Source organism: Arcobacter sp. L, from assembly GCF_000284235.1.
Classification (GTDB): domain Bacteria; phylum Campylobacterota; class Campylobacteria; order Campylobacterales; family Arcobacteraceae; genus Aliarcobacter; species Aliarcobacter defluvii.
Genome location: NC_017192.1, coordinates 1,617,514 through 1,634,280, shown reverse-complemented (window position 1 = coordinate 1,634,280; position 16,767 = coordinate 1,617,514). Strand labels below are relative to the sequence as shown.

At 26.2% G+C, this 16,767-nt stretch carries 15 protein-coding genes; 6 read left to right on the top strand and 9 right to left on the bottom strand.

Annotated elements, in window-relative coordinates; genetic code table 11:
* The first annotated feature begins 1 nt into the window (after window position 1).
* Both ABLL_RS08195 and ABLL_RS08190 read left to right on the top strand, forming a co-directional pair.
* Window positions 2–1,327, top strand: a complete 1,326-nt coding sequence (locus ABLL_RS08195; RefSeq protein WP_014474322.1) for a TrkH family potassium uptake protein — start codon at window positions 2–4, stop codon at window positions 1,325–1,327.
* Entirely contained in the window at window positions 1,324–1,974 is a 651-nt protein-coding gene (locus ABLL_RS08190) for a TrkA family potassium uptake protein (RefSeq protein ID WP_014474321.1), read from the top strand. Before ABLL_RS08195 ends, ABLL_RS08190 begins: the two co-directional genes overlap by 4 nt.
* Before the next feature lie 25 nt (window positions 1,975–1,999).
* Here the strand turns inward: ABLL_RS08190 and ABLL_RS08185 are convergent, their stop codons facing one another.
* The 6 genes from ABLL_RS08185 to ABLL_RS08160 all read right to left on the bottom strand — a co-directional run bounded on the left by ABLL_RS08185 (window position 2,000) and on the right by ABLL_RS08160 (window position 10,042).
* A complete protein-coding gene (locus ABLL_RS08185) occupies window positions 2,000–2,500 on the bottom strand; it encodes a gamma carbonic anhydrase family protein (RefSeq protein ID WP_014474320.1) in 501 nt (166 codons plus the stop codon).
* A gap of 48 nt (window positions 2,501–2,548) precedes the next feature.
* A complete protein-coding gene (locus ABLL_RS08180) occupies window positions 2,549–5,134 on the bottom strand; it encodes a M14 family zinc carboxypeptidase (protein WP_014474319.1) in 2,586 nt (861 codons plus the stop codon).
* 3 nt (window positions 5,135–5,137) lie between these two features.
* Window positions 5,138–6,634: a helix-hairpin-helix domain-containing protein gene (locus tag ABLL_RS08175; protein ID WP_014474318.1), complete on the bottom strand. Its 1,497-nt coding sequence runs from the start codon at window positions 6,632–6,634 to the stop codon at window positions 5,138–5,140.
* Window positions 6,631–7,560 carry a RimK family alpha-L-glutamate ligase gene (locus ABLL_RS08170; protein WP_014474317.1) on the bottom strand — a complete coding sequence of 310 codons (930 nt, stop codon included), beginning with the start codon at window positions 7,558–7,560 and terminating at the stop codon, window positions 6,631–6,633. Before ABLL_RS08170 ends, ABLL_RS08175 begins: the two co-directional genes overlap by 4 nt.
* An 11-nt stretch (window positions 7,561–7,571) precedes the next feature.
* On the bottom strand, window positions 7,572–8,666 hold the full coding sequence (locus ABLL_RS08165) for a M20 family metallopeptidase (RefSeq protein WP_014474316.1): 1,095 nt from the start codon (window positions 8,664–8,666) through the stop codon (window positions 7,572–7,574).
* A 134-nt stretch (window positions 8,667–8,800) separates the two neighbouring features.
* Window positions 8,801–10,042, bottom strand: coding sequence for an argininosuccinate synthase (locus tag ABLL_RS08160; protein ID WP_014474315.1), 1,242 nt, complete (start codon window positions 10,040–10,042; stop codon window positions 8,801–8,803).
* Window positions 10,043–10,241: 199 nt separating this feature from the next.
* Between ABLL_RS08160 and ABLL_RS08155 the strand changes: the two genes are divergently transcribed.
* From ABLL_RS08155 to lptB, 4 genes are read left to right on the top strand one after another with little or no spacing between them, the layout of a single operon-like run.
* Window positions 10,242–10,490 carry a S4 domain-containing protein gene (locus ABLL_RS08155; RefSeq protein ID WP_014474314.1) on the top strand — a complete coding sequence of 83 codons (249 nt, stop codon included), beginning with the start codon at window positions 10,242–10,244 and terminating at the stop codon, window positions 10,488–10,490.
* Entirely contained in the window at window positions 10,491–11,474 is a 984-nt protein-coding gene (gene trpD, locus ABLL_RS08150; RefSeq protein WP_014474313.1) for an anthranilate phosphoribosyltransferase, read from the top strand.
* 7 nt (window positions 11,475–11,481) lie between these two features.
* Window positions 11,482–11,898 (top strand): tRNA (adenosine(37)-N6)-threonylcarbamoyltransferase complex ATPase subunit type 1 TsaE, encoded by a 417-nt coding sequence (tsaE, locus tag ABLL_RS08145; protein ID WP_014474312.1) that lies wholly within the window; start codon window positions 11,482–11,484, stop codon window positions 11,896–11,898.
* Window positions 11,891–12,613, top strand: coding sequence for an LPS export ABC transporter ATP-binding protein (gene lptB / locus ABLL_RS08140; RefSeq protein ID WP_014474311.1), 723 nt, complete (start codon window positions 11,891–11,893; stop codon window positions 12,611–12,613). Before tsaE ends, lptB begins: the two co-directional genes overlap by 8 nt.
* 13 nt (window positions 12,614–12,626) lie before the next feature.
* Here lptB and ABLL_RS08135 read toward each other — a convergent pair whose 3' ends face one another.
* From ABLL_RS08135 to kdsB, 3 genes are all read right to left on the bottom strand, one after another.
* Window positions 12,627–13,943 (bottom strand): diguanylate cyclase, encoded by a 1,317-nt coding sequence (locus ABLL_RS08135; RefSeq protein ID WP_014474310.1) that lies wholly within the window; start codon window positions 13,941–13,943, stop codon window positions 12,627–12,629.
* Entirely contained in the window at window positions 13,943–15,919 is a 1,977-nt protein-coding gene (locus tag ABLL_RS08130) for an EAL domain-containing protein (RefSeq protein WP_014474309.1), read from the bottom strand. The genes ABLL_RS08135 and ABLL_RS08130 overlap by 1 nt, the downstream gene beginning before the upstream one ends.
* Window positions 15,920–16,015: 96 nt before the next feature.
* On the bottom strand, window positions 16,016–16,741 hold the full coding sequence (gene kdsB, locus ABLL_RS08125; protein ID WP_014474308.1) for a 3-deoxy-manno-octulosonate cytidylyltransferase: 726 nt from the start codon (window positions 16,739–16,741) through the stop codon (window positions 16,016–16,018).
* Window positions 16,742–16,767 lie beyond the last annotated feature (26 nt).

Sequence of the window (16,767 nt, the reverse complement as noted above, 5' to 3'; positions counted from 1 at the left end):
CATGCAACATAAATATGTGAAATCAATTTTTTTAGGTTATGTTATTCTTATTCTTATTGGCGCAATACTTTTATCTTTGCCTATTTGTCATATAGGAGAATTAGCTTTTATAGATGCTTTATTTACATCTGCAAGTGCAACTTGTGTAACAGGTTTAATCGTAACGAGTACATCTGAGAATTTCACTTTTTTAGGAGAATTTATAATTTTGACACTTATTCAAATGGGTGGAATAGGTTATATGAGTTTAGTAATAATCTTTTTTTTATTTATAAGACAAAGTTTGAATATTGATAAAAAAAGAGCAATGAAACAATCTTTAGACTTACCAACTTTACATGTTAGAAGTTTTTTAAAAAAGATTTTACTTTTTGTTTTATTTATAGAATTAGTAGGTGCAATTATTTTAACAATACAGTTTCTTAAAAAATTCGAATTTTTAGATGCATTATGGTTTGGAATATTCCATAGTATAAGTGCTTTTAATAACGCAGGATTTTCTCTTTTTACTGATAGTTTAATGTCATATCAAAGTGATACAATTTCTTTATTGACAATAGGTTTTTTAGTAATTCTAGGAGGATTAGGATATTTTGTTTTAATTGAAATTTATGAAAACAGAAAGTTCTCAAAAAGATTTAGTATTCATACAAGAATTATGCTTTATGGAACAATTATTTTGATTGTTTCTGGAATGGTTTTATTTCTATCAATAGAATGGAATAATTCTAAAACTTTTGGAAATCTATCTTTTTATGAAAAAATATTAAATGCTTTCTTTTTATCTATAAATTTTAGAACAAGTGGATTTAATAGTATTGATATTGGAGCTTTAAAAGATTCATCTTTATTCTTCTCCACTTTGTTTATGATGATTGGAGGAGGGCAAGGAAGTACAGCCGGAGGTATGAAAATCACTACAGTTGCTATTTTAATAATTACAGTAATTTATATTCTAAAAGATAGTAATCAAGAACCAAGTATTTTTAAAAGAACTATTGAACAAAAAGTTATAAATAAAGCATTAGCAATTATTATTTTTTCTTCTTTTCTCGTTCTTTGTATCACTTTGATATTAGTTGAAACTCAAAATCTGCCTTTTGTAAAAATTTTATTTGAAGTAGTTTCTGCTTTTGGAACAGTTGGTGTCTCAACTGGAAATGGAGATATATTAAGTTTCTCTCAACAATTTGATACTTTTGGAAAAAGTTTAATTATTATTTTGATGATAGCAGGAAGATTAGGTGTTTTTGCCTTTGGAATTATTTTATTAGGAAAAGCAAAAACTAAACATTTTAAATATCCAAAAGGAAGGATTATAATATGAAAACAATAGCAGTTATTGGTTTAGGAAGGTTTGGATTTTATGTTGCAAAAAGTTTATCAAGATTGGATGTAAAAGTAATTGCAGTTGATAATGATGAAAAAAAAGTTCAAGAAATAAGTGAATTTATTGATGATGCGTATATTATTGATAGTATAAATAAACAAGCTTTAGAAGAAGTTGGTATTTACAATCTTGATACAGTGATTGTAAGTATTGGAGAGAATATTGAAGCTAGTATATTAACTGTAATGGCTTTAAAGGATTTAAATAATAAAACAATTATTGCAAAAGCGATTAATTCAACTCATGGTGAAATTTTGTCAAAAATAGGAGCTTATAAAGTTGTTTATCCTGAAAAAATAGCTGGAAGAATGCTTGTTAAAAAACTTGTTGATACAATAACAGTTGAAGAGATAGATATAAGTAATTCAATAAAAATGATAAAATTATTTGCAAATGAAAAATTTATAAATAAAAAAATTTTTCAGATAGAAAACGAGTTTAAAAATTTAAAAATAGTTTCTTATAAAAGTTCTGGAAATTGGTTTATAAATATTGATTCAACATATGAAATAAAAAAAGATGATTTATTGGTTTTTATTTGTGAAGTAAAATATGTAAAAGATTTTTTATTAAGTGTTAAATAATAGGTTTTAAACCTATTATTTATTTTTATCTATATTCATTTTTATATTCTACATAATGTTCAGCGTGAGCTATTAATTTATCAACATCTTCTTGAGTTAATTGTTTAACCACTTTTGCAGGACTTCCCATAATCATACTTCTTGGAGGAAATACTTTTCCCGATGTTACAAGTGAATTTGCTCCTACTATACTTCCTTCTCCAATTACAGCATTATCTAAAATAGTTGCACTCATACCAATCAGACAGTTATCTTCAATTTTGCAACCATGAAGCATAACTTTATGACCAATTGTTACATTGTCTCCAATTATTGTTTTTGTATTTGTGTCTGTGTGAATACATGATAAATCTTGAATATTTGTGTTTTTTCCAATTCTAACTTCATTAACATCAGAACGAATTACACAACCAAACCAAACTGATGAATCTTCACCAATTTGAATATTTCCTATTAAATCTGCACTTGGTGCAACCCAAGCACTTGGATGAATTTCTGGGTAAAATTCTTTAAATTTCAAAATCACAGCTCTCTCCTTAGCTTAAATTTAGAAATCATTATAGCAAAGGAAAGACTATTTTGGAAGATATTCTAAAATTATAGGTTCACTATAATTTGGAACATTATCATAAGTAAATATTGCATAATATTTTGATATATCAATTGCTCCAAAATCATCAAACGTATATTCATCAACTCCTGCATAAAGTTTTTGCCCATCATGAGAAGAAAGAGGTTTTCTAAATGGATTTTTTATTACTTTTACTCCTACAAAATCTTCATTTTTAGGATTTGTCCAAGATAATTTGATTTTATTATTTTCAATAATTAAAGATACATTTGATACTTTTTCAACTGGAAATCTTCTTTTTACAATATGTTCAATTATTAGTTTAGGCTCTAAGTTCGCACTTTTTGTTTCCCAAGAAACTTTTTTGTTTTTTAAACTTTTTAATGCAGATGTTGGTTTTAAAATAAATGCGACATCTGATTTATTTTTTAATTTTTCATTTAAAACGATTTCAGAAAATGAATCAAATATGAAATATTGAGTTTGATTATTTTTTAATTCATTTGCACTTACATCATAACCAATATTTTGTATAACTTCTCTATTTATAACTGATTCATAATTTTTTTCTAAATGTTCATCGATAAATTCAAGATGAAATCTAATATCATCTTTTAAATAGATTTTTGTAGAGTTTAGTTCAAAATATGCTTTTGTAATCATTGTATCATTGTATGGTGGTAAAGAAGAGAGATTAAATTCGAAAATAGAATATATTTTATTCCCTTTTTCATCAAATCCAGCACTAATTTCATCTTTTTTTATTTCTGCTTTACTTAGAGTAAAAATCTCTTTTGGATACAAAGTAGTGATAGTTGGTTCTACTGTAAAAGTTAATTCTAGTCTTGGACGATAGTTTAATCCAAAACCAAATTTTCCATATCCAATATCCCATTGCATCATCTGTTTTGTTCTTCCAATTTTTAACTCTTTTGGTCCTTCAACTCTTAAAACAATAGTATCTTTTCTAATAGAGTTTTTTAAAGTTATACATTCTAAACCTGATAACTCCCAACTTCTCCAAATACCTTGTGTTAATTGAAAAGATTGAGTAGCTTGACCAATATATTGTAAAATTTGTAAATTTTCTACATCTTCAAAATTTGTTATATCGCCCATTGTATCTTGATTTACAATTCCAACATTCCATTCCCCATATTTTTCAATAGTTGTTGAAACTCTGTTTATTGGATAAAGGTTTAAAGAGGCTGATTTTATAATGGCATTTAAAGGAAGAGATTTTACATTTATTGAAATAATTGCATAAGAAATACCTTTGTCATCATCAACTCCAACAAATAAAGAGTTTACTCCAAAGTGTTTAGGATTGTTGTTTAGATTTTCAGCAACATAACCTGTTCCTTTTGCATTTGCATAGTAAGTTCTACTAAATTCATCATATTCAACTAAAGTTCGCACCTTTATTTGTGGACAAAATGGTGATTTTTGATTTGTTTTTTTATTTACGGCTCTTATGTTGTAATAGTAGTTTTTATTAGAAGTCAGATTTATATCATTGAACTCTAAACTTTTTGTTTTTGCTATCAAATTTGATGAGTTACAATATTGTTTATCTTTTGTACTTCTAAATATTTCAAAATAAATATTTTCATTTACTTCATATTCCCATTTTAGAGTCACGTGATTTGATCCAATATGAGTAATATTAAACTCTTCAACTCTCTTTACAAATCTATCTTTTGCATAGTTATCAGTCTCTTTTAAAGCATAAATAAGTGCAGGAATATGTTCTTTGATATTTTCACTTAAATCTTGCATATAATCACTGATATTTCTAGTTCCTACCTCAACAACAGTTGCAATAATTCCTAAAGAGTAATAAAACTCCCTGCCACTTCCACCTATTAGTTTTGCAGGTGGTTTCCCTTGATGTATTCCATATTCACGAGCAGATATTTTTCTTATCTCTTCTGCCATATTTGCACATAAAGTATTCATATCTGTTGTATCAAAAGTATCTTCATGTCTGAAATCGTGTGCTGGAAAAAAGACATTTCCTTGGCTATGATAATCAAGTGCAATAGTAATATTTGGATGTGCTAAAACAAAATCTCGTAAGGCCTTAGTTTCTGGTTCACTAAAAGCTTCACAACCTCCATAAACATTTGAAGTTGTAGTAGTTGTTTTATTGAAGCCTATAGAAAAATTTCTATTTAAATCAACTCCATAAGTTCCATCTGCATTTTGTCTTCTATTTTTTCTCCAAAATGAAAAGTGATTTCTTGAGTATTCAAAACCATCAGGATTAGCACAAGGTACTATATAAACGGTACTTTCATTTAGATAAATTTGTAGCATGGGATCTGTTTCTAAATTTTTTAAAATATATGTCACAAACTCTATTGCTAATTCATGTCCAATCCACTCTCGAGCATGAATAGTTCCTGTATAGAAAAGTGCTGGTTTTATATGGGCTGTTTGTATATTTTTCGAAATGGTTATTAGATATATATCTCTTTTTTCCCAAGTTTGACCAATAGATTCTATTTTTAGATTATTTGGATATTTTTTTTGCAAATCAAAAAAAATATTTGTTGAATCTTTATATGATCGATATAACCTTTTCAAAATTTATTCTCCAACTTTTAATCTTGATTTTAATTGGGCAAACTTATTTTTTCCAATTCCTTCAATATTTTTTAAATCCTCTATACTTACAAATTTCCCAATTTTTTCTCTATAATCAGAGATAATTTTTGCTAATTTATTTCCAATTCCTTTGATTTTTTTCAAATCTTCTTTATTAACACAATTAATATCAATTCTCATATCATCAATATGCTCTTCCCAAGATTTTAACATTTGCTCATCTATTGATTCAAGTTCAAGTAAATCAGAGCAATCAGTGATGATGTTATCTTGTAAATATTCTTTAATTTCAATTGCTAAATCCTCCTCCATTCCATAAAGTGTCATCAAATCTGTTAAACTAGCTTTGTTAAAATCTATTTTTTTTACCATAAATTCTTGTTCATTTTGATTTTGTTTATCTATTTGTATATTTAAATCTTCTACATTTGTAAATGGCATATCAGATTCTTTTGATTCATCAGTCATTTCCATTTCAAAAATATCTTTTTTATCTTTTACAAATCTTTCTCCATCATAACTTTGTGTGTATTTACCAAAAGTGATGTTTCTTAGAGTTCTTAAAAGTGATGAATCAATTTTTCCTAACTCTTCCCAAGAAAATAGGGGAATATGTGGTTTTGGATATTTTCCTTTTGAAAAATCCCACATTAAATATTGACAAATCCAATCTCTAATATATGGAAAAGCAGCAAATGCCGTAGCACACTCTAAAATATAAGCTTTATTTGTGTTTTCATCAATAGCTATATCACAAGCAAAATATTCAGCTTTTGAAGCTTTAGAAGCATTAACTGCAAGTTCTAAAGCATTCATTGGAACATTTTTATATGACATTGAACCACCTTGAGAAGTATTTGTAATCCATTGATTTTTTCCTGAATATCTCCAAAATGCACAAACTGGTTTATGCCCAATTAACATAACTCTAATATCTCCTGAATCTTTTAGTTTGATTGCATTTTGTGTATAGATTGGATTATATTTTTTTAATTCAAGTAATTCTTTTGCTTCTTGAAAATTGTTCGCTTTATGTACATAATATCCACCATAATTTGATGGTCCATAACTTCTTTTTATAATTTGTGGATAGTTTGCTTTGTTTTTTAAGTAGTCTAAACCTTTTTCCATATTGTAAAAGATTTTTGTTTTTGGAATTGATAGATTATATTTTTTACAAAAAAGCGTTACATTTTCTTTTGATTTATTTGGAAATTGGCTCTCAATTGAAGGAACAAATCTAACATTTGGTAATTCTTTTGCAATTTGTACAAAAGTATCGTAAGCAGTTGCTGGAATATTTCCAACTAAAATATCAATCTTTTTTTTCTTTACTTCTTTTATAAATCTTTCTTTATCATTTTTCCAATGATAAACAACAGATTCAATTTTGTCACTCCAACCTTTGAAGTTTGATTTATCAAAGAATCTTAAAACATAATCTAGATATAAAAGTCCAATTTTCGGTAGCTTTTTCATTTTATTTCTCCTTTGTTTAATGCTTTTCTATCTATTAAATCAACAATTAAATCAATTTTCTTATCATTAAAATTAAGACCTAGTTTTTCTTGTTCAGGAGTTGCAAAAGCAGGTATTCCATTTACTTCTAAAACTATGTATTCCTCTTTTTTTCTATCATAAATTATATCAACTCCCGCAATATCAAGTCCTAAAACTTCTGTTGCTTTGATTGCAAGATTTATTATCTCTTCATTTGGTTCTCTTAAAAATACACTTCCACCACTTGTGATATTTGTTTTCCAATGTCCAACGGCTGCTTTTCTTCCATAACAACCAACAAATTTACCATCAACAATATCAATTCTATAATCAGTGTTATCGTAATCCACATATTTTTCCACATAGAAATATTTAAGATTTATTTGATTTAAAAAAGGAATTAACATATTTAAAGCTTCAACGCTATCTATTTTAGTAACTCCAATTCCTCCCCAACCATCAGTTGGTTTATAAACCATTTTGTTCCATTTTTTCATAATAGTTTCTAGTCTATAAGTTTCATCTTTATTACAAAGTTTATAATCAGCAGTTCTGATTCCATGTTTTCTTAAAAAAAATGATGTATGAAATTTATCTTCACTTATTTCAAAAGCTTCATAAGAGTTAATCATAGGAATGATTCTATTTAAGGCTTTATATAAATATACTTGATAAGGAGTTTGTTCTCCTGCGTTGTAAGAAAAAAATAAATCAAGTTTATCAAGTTTTAGATTTTTATTTTTCATTTCATAAAGGATATGACCATTTTTAGCAATTGCATCTTTTAGATTGATATTTGTTATAGTATCAATATCTCTTTCTTTTAACTTTTTAATCATCTTTTTTTGAATAACATCTCCACCACTATTTTGATAAAGCCACATACCAATATTTCTTTTTGCCATAATTTCCCCTTTTATAGATTTTTTTGAAAATGATTTAATATTTTTGTCATAAGTTCTATTCTTGAAGTAAAACTACTTTTTACTGCTCTTTCATTTATTGTATGGTCACCATCACCAAATGGACCAAAACCATCAAGTGTTGTTACACCACAACTAGCAACTATATTTGCATCACTAACTCCACCTCTTTTTTCTTTTAAGATTTGTCTGTTTGTGATGTTTTCTAACTCTTTTATAAATTTTAGTTGTTTGTCATTTTCAGACATAACATCTCTTTGTATTCCTCCACTAAGAGTTGATTTTGAGCCTTTTACATAAGAAGTATTTACTATTTTTTCTAATGATTTTAAAACTCTTTGTTTCTCTTCATTTGATGTATATCTGATTTCTAAAAGTAGTTCACATTTTGGAGAGATTGTATTTGCTCCAATTCCTCCATTTATTTTTCCAACGTTTACAGTTGTTTGAAGTTCTAGGTTTGTTAGTTTTACAAGTTCTTGAAGTTTGAAACTTGCTTCCAAGTTTGCATCAATTCCTTTATCATAATGATTTCCAGCATGACTAGCAAGACCTTCAATAGTAATTGTAAAAGTTCCTACACCTTTTCTTTGAGTTACAACTTCAAGATTCTCTCCCGCTGCTTCAAATACAAAACAGTAATCATAATTTGTGGCAATTGATGAAGTTAATTCTTTTGAATCATCACTTCCAGTTTCTTCATCAGAAACCAAAAGAAAGTCAATGTTGAATATTTTTTTGTTTTGATTGAAAATATTTCTAAGAGCTTGTAAAGCAACAATATTCCCACCTTTCATATCACAAACTCCAGGTCCATAAACCCAAAATTCATCTTCTTTGAATCCTTCAAAACTATTTGGAGGAAAAACTGTGTCATTGTGTCCTAAAAGTAAGATTTTATTGCCAGATTTTTTTTGGGAGGAAAAGAGTAGGTGATTACCAATATTTTCTCTTGTAAAAATAGAAGTATTAAATCCAAGAGGTTCAATCCAACTTGTCATTTTTTGTCCAACTAAATCAACACCTGATTTGTTTTTTGTGTAAGAGTTTATATTTACGATTGTTTCTAAATCTTTTAAGTAATCCATACTTTCCTCACTGATAAGATGGATTATTCTAATGTTGAAAAATTACAGTTGAGTGACAGTTACAAAATGGTTATGAAAAGAGAAAAAAGAAGTGGGGAAATAAGTTTAGCTAAAGTGGAAATTCCACTTTTAGCTTATTTTCTGTTTGGATTGCTTCCAGCGATGATAAATCTTAAAGCATTTAATCTAATAAATCCTTCTGCATCTTTTTGATTATAAACTTCATCTTTTTCAAAAGTTGAATAAGCATCGTTATATAAAGACATTTTTGAATCTCTTCCAACAACAGTTACATTTCCTTTATAAAGTTTAATTCTAACTGTACCTTCAACATTTTTTTGAGTTGCATCAATAGCTGCTTGAAGCATTTCTCTTTCTGGTGAGAACCAGTATCCTTGGTAAATTAACTTAGCATATTTTGGCATTAACTCATCTTTTAAGTGAGCAGCTTCTCTATCTAAACAAATAGATTCGATTGCTCTATGAGCTTTTAACATAATAGTTCCACCTGGAGTTTCATAACAACCTCTAGCTTTCATACCAACATATCTATTTTCAACGATATCAACTCTTCCAATACCGTGTTTATTTCCTAATTCATTTAATTTAGCAAGTAATGTTGCTGGTGACATTTCAACACCATCAATAGCAACTGGGTCACCATTTTTATAAGAAATAGTTAAATATTCAGGTGCATCTGGTGCTTTTTCAGGAGCAGTTGTCCATAACCACATAGATTCTTCTGGCTCATTTGCTGGATTTTCTAAATGTAAACCTTCATAAGAGATATGTAATAAGTTTGCATCCATAGAATAAGGACTTGCTTTTGGATTTCCATTTTCATCAACGTGTTTTTTAGAGATTTCAATTCCATTTTTTCTTGCATATTCAAGTAAACTTTCTCTTGAATTTAAATCCCATTCTCTCCACGGAGCAATAACTTTAATATCAGGTCTAAGAGCTAAAGCCCCTAATTCAAATCTAACTTGGTCATTTCCTTTTCCAGTTGCTCCATGTGAAACTGCATCAGCTCCAGTTTCATTTGCAATATCAATTAATTTTTTTGCGATTAATGGACGAGCTATTGAAGTTCCTAATAAATATTCACCTTCATAAATTGCATTTGCTCTAAACATAGGGAAAACGTAATCTTTAACAAATTCTTCTTTAATATCTAAAATATAAACATTTTCAGGTTTGATACCACAAGCAATTGCTTTAATTCTTGCTGGTTCAACTTCTTCACCTTGTCCTAAATCAGCTGTAAAAGTAACAACTTCAGCTTTATATTCATCTTGAAGCCATTTTAAAATAATAGAAGTATCAAGACCTCCACTATAAGCTAAAACTACTTTTTTAACATCTTTTTTACTCATAAATCTATCCTATGGTTACATTATTTTAAGGATGCTATTTTATCGAAAATAAGTTGTAATTCAACTAAAAAATAAAATAGAATAAATAGTATTGTAATCTATATGTAATATATTAAATGAAAGATTTGATATTAAAGTATGAAATTTCTTTTAAATGATTCTAAATATTATTTAGCTTATTTTAGTTATAATCTATGTTATGAGAATAGATAAATTTTTAAATGCCGTTAATATTACTAAACGAAGAGCAGTTGCTGAAGATATGCTTGAGCATAAAGTTGTTTTTATAAATGACCAAGCTGTAAAAAAAGCAAAAGAGGTAAAAGTTGGAGATATTATAGAAATAAAATATCTTGAAAAAAGTGAAAAGTTTAAAGTATTGCAAATCCCAACTACTAAATCAACTCCAAAATCAAAAATTGAAGAATATGTACAAAGGATAAACTAAATGTTTAATGCAGCAAAATTAAAATTTGATGATATTTTTGAAAATAGATTATCACAAGAAGAAGTTAGAGAGTATTTATTAGAACTTTATGAAAGAGGTGAAACAGCTGCAGAAATAGCAGGTGCAGCAAGCGCAATGAGAGATCATCTTATTCCTCTTCCAATTTATGAAGATTTAAAAGAAAAAGCTATTGATGTAGTTGGAACAGGTGGAGATAAAAGTTATAGTTTTAATATCTCAAGTACAGTATCTATTTTACTTGCAGCTTGTGGTTCTTATGTAGCAAAACATGGAAATAGAAGTGTTACAAGTAAAAGTGGAAGTGCAGATATGCTTGAAGCTTTAGGAATAAATTTAAATTTAAGTCTAGAAAACACTGCAAAAATGCTTGAAGAAACGGGTTTTGCTTTTATGTTTGCAAATAATCATCATCCTTGTATGAAATATATTACTCCTGTAAGAAAAACAATTCCACATAGAACAATTATGAATATTTTAGGACCTTTATGTAATCCAGCAGGAGTTACAAAACAAGTAATAGGGGTATTTGATAAAGATTATATAAATAGAATAGCAGCTGCTCTTGATATGCTTGATAGTAAAAGAGCAATGATTTTATCATCAAATGATGGAATGGATGAAATTTCTGTATCTGATATAACTTATGCAACACTTTTAATAAATGGGAAAATTACTGATATCGAAATTAATCCAGAAAATTATGGTATTCCAATGGCTTCAAAAGAAGATATTATAGGAGAAGGCCCAGAATTTAATGCAAGATTAACAAGAGATATTTTATCTAAAAAAATTGTTGGAGCAAAACTTGATATTGTTTTACTAAATACTGCTGCTGCACTTATTGTTGATGAAAAAGCTAGAGATTTTAAAGATGGTATTGATATGGCAAAAGAGGCTATTATTAGTGGTGCAGCTCAAAAAAAATTAGAACAAATTATTGAAGTATCTAAAAAGTTAAGTTAGGATTATTTTGAAAAAAGAGTTTGAATTAGAGTTAACAGATTTAAATATTTTAGTTGATGAATTAAAAAACATCATTGGAAATGAAGATACTATTGTTATATTAAGAGGAGATTTAGCAAGTGGGAAAACAACACTTGTAAAAAATTATGTTAAAGCATTAGGATTAAATGATTTAGTGACTTCTCCTACTTTTTCATTGCAAGCTATTTATTCAGATAATATTTTTCATTATGATGTTTATAATAAAACTTTAGGTGAGTTCATTTCTCTTGGAATGCTTGAGGAGTTTGAAAAAGAGGGTATTCACTTTATAGAATGGGGTGATGAAAAACTTGAAGAAATATTAAAAGATTATGGATATAAAGTTATTTTAATAAATATTGAAAAAAAAGAAAATAAAAGGCTGTATAAAATAAATGCATAAATTAGAGATAAAAGACATAACAAAAACTATTAAGAAAACGCAAATTTTACATGGTATTTCTCTTGAAGTAAATTCAGGAGAAATAGTTGGATTATTAGGTCCAAATGGTGCAGGAAAAACAACAACTTTTTATACAGTTTGTGGATTAGTAAAACCAACGAGTGGAAATGTTTATTTTGATGATAAAGATATAACAGCTTTACCTTTACATAAAAGAGCAATAAAAGGAATAGGTTATTTACCACAAGAGTCTTCAATTTTTAAAGATTTGTCAGTTGAAGATAATTTGATGCTTGCAGCTGAAATTATTAGTAAAGATAAAGATGAACAACAAAAAAGAGTTGAAGAATTACTTGAGTTATTTAATATCGAGCCAATTAGACAAAGAAAAGGTGTTTCTTTATCAGGAGGTGAGAGAAGAAGAACGGAAATAGCAAGAGCTTTAGTTTCTCATCCTAAATTTTTACTTTTAGATGAACCTTTTGCTGGAGTTGATCCAATTGCAGTTAAAGATATACAAGAGATAATTCATCAATTAACAAAAATAAATATTGGTGTTTTGATAACAGACCATAATGTAAGAGAAACTTTACAGATATGTGATAGAGCTTATGTTATGAAAGCAGGAAGACTTCTTTCTAGCGGAACAAGTGAAGAAATTAAAAATGATGAAAAGGTTAGAGAACATTATTTAGGTGAAGATTTTAACTTTTAAATAGTAGTAATATTTAAGTTACTACTATATTTTTACCACTATTTTTTGCCAAATAAAGAAGTTTATCTACCTTTGATATTAATGAATTTTCATCATCAGAATCAATCATTTGAAGTACACCAAAACTTGCAGTTATTTGAAGATCTTTATCTGTTAAAGAATTTTTGATAATAGCTGTTCGAATTTTTTCTGCGACAGTTTTTGCTCCATCTAAATTTGTTTGAGGAAGTAAAATCAAAAATTCTTCTCCACCCCATCTTACACAAATATCAAGATCTCTAACATTATTTAAAAGTAATTTTGCAATTTCTTTTAATACTTCATCACCAATTTGATGTCCATAAGTATCATTTACATTTTTAAAATTATCAATATCAAAAAGTATTATTGATAAATCATTGTTATATCTTTTTGCTCTTTTTATCTCTTTAGAATAAATTTCATCAAATCTATTTCTATTAAATAAACCTGTCAATTTATCGTGACTTGCTTGATATTCAAGTAAGTTTGATTTTTCTTTTAATTTTGTAATATCAGTTAAAGAAAAAACATAATAATCTTCTTTGTTTTCATAATAATCAACATTTATAGCAAAAATTTTTTCTTCATTTAATGAATTTTTTATTTTAACAATTCTATCTATTTCATGTAAATCTTTTATATATTTTACCCAAGAAATTTGTCTATTTATTTTCTCTTTTGTGATAAATCCAAACTCTTCTTGGAAAAAATCAAAAATATTTTTTTTAGTAGATATAAATTCATTAAAATTCATAATTTCAAAAAAATCTAAAAATTTTTTATTTACATTTGTTATTTCATCTTTATTTGTAACAATTATAATATTGTCTTGAGCATCTAATATAGATTTTATTTTATTTATTTCTTGTTCTATTTTGCTTTCTAAAGATAGGTTTAATTCTATAAGTTTTCTTTTTAATAAAATGGGCTCCATAGCTTTTATGATACTTTCTATTAATTGATATAAATCAATTGGTTTCATAGCATAAGTATTTACGCCAACTTCGATAGCTTTTTTTAAAAAATTTGTATCATTATGTGCACTTGTTATTACAAGAGGCATTTCACTATTTATTTTTCTAATTTGCTCACACATATCTAAACCGTTCATTTTAGGCATATTTATATCTGAAATGATTAAATCTATATTATTTTGATTCTCTTTAAATAGTTCTAATCCTTCTAAACCATTTTTTGCAGTATAAACTTTTTTTAGCAAAGAACTTAACAGTTTAGAAGTAAATTCTCTAACATCATTTTCATCTTCTACATATAAAACAGAAATATCTTTTAAAACTTCTTTATTCATTATTCTATCTTTTCTTTAAATTCATTTATAATTGGCTCTGCAATTGGTGCTGAAAAATAGTAGCCTTGTGAATAATCAGCACCTAATTCTTTTATTATATTGAAAATTTCTTCATTTTCTACATATTCTGCTATTGTTTTCAAATTTAAACTTTTAGCAAATTCTATTATAGTTTTTGTAATTTTATATGAATTTTCATTTTTTGCAACATTTTTTATTAATGATGCATCAATTTTTAGATAATCAACATTCATTTTTAATAAATGTTCAAAATTTGAATAACCACTACCAAAATCATCAATAGCAACTTTACATCCTAAACTTTTGATTTCATCAATAAATGAGATTAAAAGATTATAATTTTTTATATTTTCATCTTCTAATATTTCAAAAACAACTCTATTTTTAACATTATATTTTTTTAACATCTCTTTTATAAAATCTAAAAAATTACTATTTTCTATATCTTCATAAGAGATATTTACTGAAAATTCAAAAGGAAGATTATCAAATTTTTTAAATGATTTTTCAATAACAATTTTTGTTAATTTTGTGTATTGATTTGACCTTTTTGATATGTCTAAAAAGAAATATGGATTTACGATTTTTCCATCTTCATCAATAAGTCTAACTAAACATTCATATTTATCAACATTTAAAGTTTTATTGTTTACTAAGGGTTGAACAAAAACTTCTATATGGTCATTTATAAATGCAGATTTTAATTTTTTAGTCCAAAACATATTATTTTCATATTCTTGAAATTTATCCAATTCATCATAGAAAATCAAATAATCTTTATGGTCTTTTTTTGCAGTTTGTAAAGCAATATCTGCTGTTATTAATTTATTGTTTTTATCTGAAAATGAAATTCCAGCTGTCATTCTTATATCAATTTCATAATGTTCAAAAATAAAAACATTTTTATAAATTGTTTCAATAATCTCATTTATTAAATTTACAAACTCATCACGAGAATTTTCTGTGTTTACAATACAATATGTATCTGATGGGAATTTGTATAATTTTAAATTTTTAAAATTTTCTATTTTTTTTGAGATTAGTTTTGCAACATCAATTAAAATCGAATCACCAACTTTATGACCAAAAAAATCATTTACTTCTTTAAATGAATTGATATTTAGTAAAGAAACAGCTTGTAAATTTAAACCATTATTTTGTAAATCTTCTATTAATTTTGCACGATTAGGAAATTTTGTTAAATTATCAGTATATAAAAGTTTATATAATTCATGTTTATGTTCTACTTCATGACTAATGTCATTTAATATAATAATATTTGTATCATTATGAGATAAATGAATTTTTTGTATTGAAAAAAATCTTTTTTTATTCTCTAAATCTTTTATACAAACTTTTAATGTTTTTTCTTTTGTATTATCAATAGAAAGTAAATCTAAATCTGTAATACAACCTTCTTCGTTTTCAAAAATATCATTTGTTGTTTTATATTTTTTATTTAATTCTTCAAGTGAAAAACAATTTGTAAGTTCATAAAAATGATTATTTGCAAATATTATATGTTCTGAATCAGTAGAAAAAATTGGATAATTAATATTATTGATAATTGAATTTGAAAAATCTTCTTCTTTTTTCAATGAAATATGATTGTTTATATTATTTATGAAAAGATTTATTTTAAAAATCAATTTATTAAAATCCAAAGGTTCGTATAATATATCACATTTTTTAGAGTTTGGGATTTTTGCTAAATCTGAATTATCTTTGATTATAAAAACGATGTAAGGTTCATTTTTTAGGTAGTTATCAATAATTTTAAAGTATTCAATAGAATCAATATGTACAATAAGTACATCTACAAATTCTATTTCATAAATCATATCTTCAACATTTGGAAATAAAGAGATATTTGTATTTCTAAGTTTCTTTTGTGAATAATCTTTAAAATCATTAAATTTAATAAGATTATCTATGATGAAGACATCATAACGCATAAATTCACCTTCGTTTTTATTTATTTCTTAGTTTTGCATAAAAGTGCTTTAATATTACTTTACTTATTAAATAAAGTAATAAAGCACTTTTTATGATTATTTTTTGAAGATTTTTATTGCGTTATCTAAATCCTGTTGAGTATCTATACCAAAAGATTTAGATGCAACTTTAACCATAGCAATTTTATGACCGTTATCAATTGCTCTTAATTGTTCTAGTTTTTCTATGTTTTCTAATTTTGATGAGTTTAATTGACAAAAATTATTTAATGATTTTTTTGTAAAACCATAAATTCCTAAATGACCAAAATATGATGCACTTTCATGATGATCTCTATGATATGGAATTTTAGCTCGAGAGAAATATATAGCATTAGAAAGTTCATCTAAAATTACTTTTACATGGTTTGGATCATCTGCTAATTCTGGACTAATTTCTTTATAACAAGAAGTGATCATAATATCTTCATTATTTTCTTTTATTTGTTTTACTCTATCTATAACAGCTTGTACAACTTGAGTTTCTATAAATGGTTCATCTGCTTGAACATTTATTATAATCTCATTTTCATCTAAATTTAAAATATTTACAGCTTCATTTATTCTATCTGTTCCACTATTGTGAGAAGTTGATGTTAAAACTGCATCAAAACCATGTTGTGAAGCTAAATTTATTACTTCTAGTGAATCAGTTGCAATTACAACTTTATCTAAACTACTTACTTGAGTAGCTGTTCTTATTACCATAGGTAATCCTAAAATATCAACCATAATTTTATTTGCAAATCTACTAGAATTTAATCTTGCAGGTATAATAATCATTTACTTTCCTTTTGTTATAAAACCTT